We start from the raw sequence: 5,478 nt of genomic DNA, 5'->3' as shown, positions 1-5,478 counted from the left end.
CGTCCAGCATCTCGATCTCGGCGCGTTTTGTCATCATCTGGATCGCGCCTTTTTCAAGCGGCGTTCGACCGGTCAGTGTCGGTTCACCGGCGAGCGCATCAAGATAGACCGTGATCGCCGTACATTCGGCGAGAAAGCTTCCATCATCCAGTTCAAGAACTGGCAATGTTCCGGAATAATTCTTGGCCAGAAAACCTGGTGTCTTGTGTTCGCCCTTCCACAAGTTGATCGGCACGAATTCGACGTCGGACAGGAGATTCTTTTCTGCCAGAGCAATCCGAACACGGGCTGGATAGGGCCCTGTGGGCCAGTCGTAAATTTTCATTGGAGCAGCCTTATTGGCATCGAACGCGAAAATATCAGGCGTCGTCCGGACATTTCCCCTGACCTTTCGGCACCGGGGCTGTAACTGCCCGGAAGTGCTTCTTTATGGCGTTGAGCGGAACGCCTTGCGCCCATCGGCATTCAAAGCCGCGAAGTCCTCATCTGACAGCGAGATGTCTGCGGCAGCGACGTTCTGCTCCAGATGAGCGACTTTCGAAGTTCCGGGGATCGGCAGCATTACCGGACTGCGTTTCAGGACCCATGCCAGTGCGATCTGGCTTGGGTGCGCGCCATACTTCTTCGCCATGGTATCCAGGATTGAGCCTGGCTTCGCGAGGTCGCCAGCGGCAAGCGGAAACCAGGGGATGAACCCGATGTTCTGCGCCGTGCAGTAGTCGAGTACGTCCTCGCTGGTGCGGTCGACGAGATTATAGCGGTTCTGGACGGTTGCCACGTCAAAGAACTTCGAGGCGGCCTTGATGTCTTCGACGGAGACTTCGCTCAGTCCTGCATGCCGGATCAGTTTCTGGGCGATGAAGGACCTGATCGCATCGAACTGCTCGTCCGCCGGGACCCTGGGATCGATCCGGTGCAACTGCCACAGATCGATCTGCTCGACGCCGAGATTGCGCAGGCTCTTGTGTACCTGCTGGAGCAGGTATTCCGGCCGGCCGACCGGCTTCCAGATATCTGGTCCCGACCGGGTCAGGCCACCCTTCGTGGCGATCACCAGTCCCTTGGGGTATGGGTGCAGCGCCTCTTTAATCAGCCATTCCGAAACATCGGGACCGTAGGAATCGGCAGTGTCGATGAAGTTGACGCCAAGTTCGGGAAGACGCCTCAGCGTGCGGATGGCCTCGTCGTGGTCGGCGGGCGGTCCCCATATGCCCGGGCCTGTGATGCGCATCGCGCCGAAGCCAAGACGATGAACGGCAAGGTCGCCGCCGATGCTGAAGGTGCCGGCGTCGGTGGCGTTAGCGGATAAACTGGTCATGGCCTTCGTTCCTTTTTTCCAGCAGGTGATTGGGGATCAGTTATTCCGTCAGGCCGCGAAGCCACCATCGATGTTGTATGCAGCACCGGTGATGATGCCTGCCTCTGGCCCGGCAAGATACGCGACCAGTCCTGCGATCTCCGCGCCCGTGGCATGGCGTTTGATCGCCATGAAGTCGTGCATCACGTCTTTCAGCGGTCCATCGGCAGGATTCATGTCGGTATCGGTGGGGCCGGGCTGGACAACGTTGACGGTGATGCCGCGCGCCCCGAAATCACGCGCCAGTCCTTTGACCATGCCTTTCAGTGCCGCCTTGCTGGCGCTGTAGGCTGCAAGGCCAGTCATCGGCATCCGGTCGGCATTGGCTGAGCCGATGAAGATGATGCGGCCGCCGTCGGGCATGGTCCGTGCGGCAGCAACCGCCGCGTGATAGGGCGCGAGGGTATTGATGCGGAAAAGCCGGTCAATGGCGTCCGGCGGCATGTCCAGTGGATCACCCGCGCCAAGAATTCCGGAGTTGACGACCAGCACGTCGAGAGGACCGAGCGAGGCGATCAGCGCGATGAGGGAGTCCCGGTCGCCACTGTCGGCGCGCAGGGCCCTGCTTTCTGTCTCGGTCGCCAGGGCCTGAGCGTCATCAGGGGAGGACAGATACGTGAAAACGACTTTCGCGCCATCCGTTGCGAAGCGGCGGACAATGGCGGCCCCAATCCCGCGGCTGCCGCCAAGCACGAGGACGGATTTGCCATTAAAGCTGCTCATGCTCGTGTTTCTCCCTGCGCCAGAATTTCCGCCAGCCTGTCGAACGCTGGCTGGTAGATATGTGTCGGCATTCTGGCCTCCATGCTGGCTGCGTGTTCGGCAGCCGCTTCGAACTGACCGCGCCACCGGATAAATGTGCGATCGCCATCCGTTACGGGCAGAAGCGTGATGGTCGACCGGTAGTTCCGGATCGGCAGAGCCGATTCAATGATCGAGAACGTCACCGCATGATCCACGTCGGACAGCGCCAGAAGCTGTTCACGGATGACACCGACATCGCCCATTTCAACACGACGGATCGCGCCAACACGGTCGCCGGGATCATCGCCTTCGATCACGCAGCTTTTCACACCCGGCAACCAGCGACCAAGAGCGCCAAAATCGCGGATCAGCCCCCAGACAGACGAAACGGGTGCATTGATGACGCTGCTGGCCATAACGTGAATCATGTGGAGTCCCCTGGTTTTTTTCTGTGTGGGATCAAAGCGACTGGCCACCTGTCACCTCGATGCGCTGGCCATTCACCCAGTGCATGTCGTCAGACAGGAGGCCACGGACCGCAGCCCCGATATCATCGGGTTGGCCGACACGCCCCAGCGGCGTGATCTCTGCCAGGCTCCTGTTGATCCCGGCATCGTCACGGACCAGACCACCGCCGAAATCCGATGCGACCGCGCCGGGGGCGACGGCATTGACCGTAATGCCCCGCTCGCCCAGTTCCTTCGCCATGTAGAGCGAAATGACCTCGGTCGCTGCTTTCATGGCCGAATAGGGACCATGATCCGGCAGGTAGAAGCGTGTTGCGGCAGAGGTGATGTTGAGAATGTGGCCACCATCGCGGATCAGCGGAAGGAGCGCTACCGTCAGCAGGTAGGGACCCTTGAAGTGGATGTTGTACTGGTTGTCGAGTTGTTCGGATGTCGCGGCATCGAAGCGTGTGTGAATGATGTTGCCAGCGTTTTGGACAACATAATTTAGTCCCTGCTGCCCGAACTCGTTTGCGAGAAGGGCTTTGACCCGTTGAGCAAAATCCGTGAACGACGCATGGTTCGCGATGTCCAGTTGCAGCAAGCGTAGTTTTGCATTCTCGTTGCTGAGGGCGGTTTCGGCAGCCTTCGCCTCATCTTCGTTGGCGTGATAAGTGCCGATCACGCTGATGCCGGAGGCTGTCAAATGCTTCGCAATACTGTAGCCGATGCCACGATTGGCGCCCGTGACGAGGGCGATTTTTGATGTGCTCATGATCGGCTTCCCTGAAGAGGCATGGCGTCAGGTTCCGAAGATACCATTTCCATATCGACCGATCCATAATAGAGACACGAAGCAGGGTCAAGGATTTGTGGATCGACCGATATGGAGTTTTGTGCCGGGTCCGGATCGTCTCGCCACCGTCAACCCGTCAGCGTTTTTTGGACCGCTTTGCTGTTCCCCGTTTCACCGCGTTGATATCCCACAACGTCAGCAGCGACGTGACGGCCGCATCCAGAGTGTCCGGACGCATCCCGTCCCGGGTTTCGCACGTCATGCCGTGGAAAAAAGTCGCGAGAATGTCGGGTAAGACATCTGTCGCCGGGGACGCTTTTAATTCGCCAAGAGCGATGGCGCGTTCCACGCAGGCTTTGATGCCCGTACGCGTGCGCTGTCGTTCCGCCGCGAGGAGCGCCTGAACGGGTTCGTTTTCGGGTGAGCAGTTACTGGCGCCACAGACGACCAGACACCCGGCCGGGTGTGTGCGGGCGGCCTGCATGCGTGCCGAACCGCGCAACGTCCGTTCGATGGCATCGCGCGGGGACAGGCTTTCATCCCATAACGGCGCCATCACCTGTCCGTAGGTCTCCAGATAACGCTGCACGACTTCGCGGAACAGGGCTTCCTTCGAGCCGAACGCGGCATAGAAGCTCGCGGGCGAGATATTACCCATGCAGGACTTGAGCTGAGTCAGGGAGGTCGGCTCATACCCCTGCGTCCAGAAGAGCGCTGTGGCGGCGTCAATCGCCCTGTCGCGGTCAAACTCACGGGGACGTCCAGTCCGCGCCATGGCATCGCTCCTTCCTAAAGACTTCCATATTAAGTGATCCATAAGTGATTGCCAAGGCTGCTACCGCCCCATATATGTATCAAACGATCCATATATGAGCGACCCATGACCCCGACCATCACAGTGCCCACGACAAAACCCGATGAGCGCCTGCCGGTTGCCGGTCTGCTCGCGCTGGCCATGACCGGCTTTATCTGCATCATGACCGAAACCCTGCCAGCCGGTCTGTTGCCCGAGATTGGTGCGGGTCTGCATATTTCCCCTGCGCTGGCAGGGCAGATGGTGACGGCTTATGCCATAGGCTCACTGAGTGCGGCGATCCCGCTGACGCTCGCCACGCAGCGATGGCGGCGCAGGAGGGTCCTGCTGCTGGCGATCATCGGTTTCGTGGTATTCAATTCCATCACCGCGTTTTCGACGCATTACGGCGTGACTTTGGTGGCCCGATACGGAGCAGGGGCGGCGGCGGGTCTCGCCTGGGCGTTGCTGGCTGGCTACGCACGCCGGATGGTGACGCGCGCCCAGCAAGGCCGTGCCCTGGCGATTGCCATGGTCGGCACACCGATTGCACTGTCGCTGGGGGTGCCCGCCGGGACATGGCTGGGCGCTGCCGTCGGCTGGCGTCTGGCCTTCTGGATCATGTCAGGCCTGACCATACTCCTGATCGCATGGGTTCTGGCAAAGGTTCCTGACTTTCCGGGGGCCGCGCATCACGAGCGCCTGCCATTCCAGCATGTTCTGGACATGCCGGGCGTGCGGTCTGTTCTGGGCGTAGTGATGGCCTGGATGCTCGCGCACAACGTGCTCTACACCTATATCGTGCCGTTCGTCACACCTGCCGGACTGGCGGGACAGGCAGATCGCATCCTGCTGCTGTTCGGGGTCGCCGCTCTGGTTGGCATCTGGCTGACCAGCCGCACGGTCGATCACGCCTTGCGCCTGTCCGTCCTGCTCAGTCTGGCCATATTCGCTGATGTCGCGGGTGTTTTCGCACTCGGGTCCACATCACCTGCGGTGATCATGATCGGTGTCACCATATGGGGTCTGACATTCGGAGGCGCTGCGACGTTGCTCCAGACGGCACTGGCGGATGCGGCCGGTGATGGCGCGGATATCGCGTTGTCAATAAATGTCGTGGCGTGGAACAGTGCCATAGCCGGCGGGGCCCTTTTGGGCGGCGCGCTGCTCGACATATGGGGTGCAGCATCATTGCCCTGGGCGGTGATGGGGCTCGCTGCTGCTGGATTCCTGATCGCATGGCATTCCCGCTCCCACGGATTTCGATCTGGGCACCGGCTCGGACATGGGGGCGGGAACTAGGCTCAGGACCCATTGATTTGTGTAGGGAATTTTGATTCAG

7 protein-coding genes are annotated in these 5,478 nt (G+C 60.2%); 1 reads left to right on the top strand and 6 read right to left on the bottom strand.

Features of this window, described 5'->3' with window-relative positions; translation table 11 throughout:
- The 6 genes from B7449_RS03570 to B7449_RS03545 all read right to left on the bottom strand — a co-directional run.
- Positions 1-325, bottom strand: a 325-nt coding sequence (locus B7449_RS03570) for a glutathione S-transferase N-terminal domain-containing protein (protein ID WP_048883242.1), incomplete at its 3' end; no start/stop codon positions are given.
- A gap of 102 nt (positions 326-427) precedes the next feature.
- On the bottom strand, positions 428-1,318 hold the full coding sequence (locus B7449_RS03565) for an aldo/keto reductase (protein ID WP_039733987.1): 891 nt from the start codon (positions 1,316-1,318) through the stop codon (positions 428-430).
- 48 nt (positions 1,319-1,366) lie between these two features.
- Entirely contained in the window at positions 1,367-2,080 is a 714-nt protein-coding gene (gene bdcA / locus B7449_RS03560) for an SDR family oxidoreductase (RefSeq protein WP_039733289.1), read from the bottom strand.
- Positions 2,077-2,529: an SRPBCC family protein gene (locus B7449_RS03555; protein ID WP_039733290.1), complete on the bottom strand. Its 453-nt coding sequence runs from the start codon at positions 2,527-2,529 to the stop codon at positions 2,077-2,079. Before B7449_RS03555 ends, bdcA begins: the two co-directional genes overlap by 4 nt.
- A 31-nt stretch (positions 2,530-2,560) precedes the next feature.
- Positions 2,561-3,322 carry an SDR family NAD(P)-dependent oxidoreductase gene (locus tag B7449_RS03550; RefSeq protein ID WP_039733291.1) on the bottom strand — a complete coding sequence of 254 codons (762 nt, stop codon included), beginning with the start codon at positions 3,320-3,322 and terminating at the stop codon, positions 2,561-2,563.
- Between the two features lie 157 nt (positions 3,323-3,479).
- Positions 3,480-4,118, bottom strand: a complete 639-nt coding sequence (locus B7449_RS03545; protein WP_048883240.1) for a TetR/AcrR family transcriptional regulator — start codon at positions 4,116-4,118, stop codon at positions 3,480-3,482.
- Between the two features lie 105 nt (positions 4,119-4,223).
- On the opposite strand from B7449_RS03545, the gene B7449_RS03540 reads away from it, so the two are divergent.
- A complete protein-coding gene (locus B7449_RS03540; protein WP_039736553.1) occupies positions 4,224-5,438 on the top strand; it encodes an MFS transporter in 1,215 nt (404 codons plus the stop codon).
- The last annotated feature ends 40 nt before the right edge of the window (positions 5,439-5,478 follow it).

This window comes from Komagataeibacter intermedius TF2 (assembly GCF_000964425.1).
Lineage (GTDB): Bacteria > Pseudomonadota > Alphaproteobacteria > Acetobacterales > Acetobacteraceae > Komagataeibacter > Komagataeibacter intermedius.
This window is presented reverse-complemented; position numbering and strand designations above follow the sequence as displayed.

What these genes read in the sequence shown, in the direction of transcription:
- B7449_RS03565 (WP_039733987.1), bottom strand. Translation starts at nt 1,318, where the DNA reads ATGACCAGTTTATCCGCTAACGCCACCGACGCCGGCACCTTCAGCATC.
- bdcA (WP_039733289.1), bottom strand. Translation starts at nt 2,080, where the DNA reads ATGAGCAGCTTTAATGGCAAATCCGTCCTCGTGCTTGGCGGCAGCCGC.
- B7449_RS03555 (WP_039733290.1), bottom strand. Translation starts at nt 2,529, where the DNA reads ATGATTCACGTTATGGCCAGCAGCGTCATCAATGCACCCGTTTCGTCT.
- B7449_RS03550 (WP_039733291.1), bottom strand. Translation starts at nt 3,322, where the DNA reads ATGAGCACATCAAAAATCGCCCTCGTCACGGGCGCCAATCGTGGCATC.
- B7449_RS03545 (WP_048883240.1), bottom strand. Translation starts at nt 4,118, where the DNA reads ATGGCGCGGACTGGACGTCCCCGTGAGTTTGACCGCGACAGGGCGATT.
- B7449_RS03540 (WP_039736553.1), top strand. Translation starts at nt 4,224, where the DNA reads ATGACCCCGACCATCACAGTGCCCACGACAAAACCCGATGAGCGCCTG.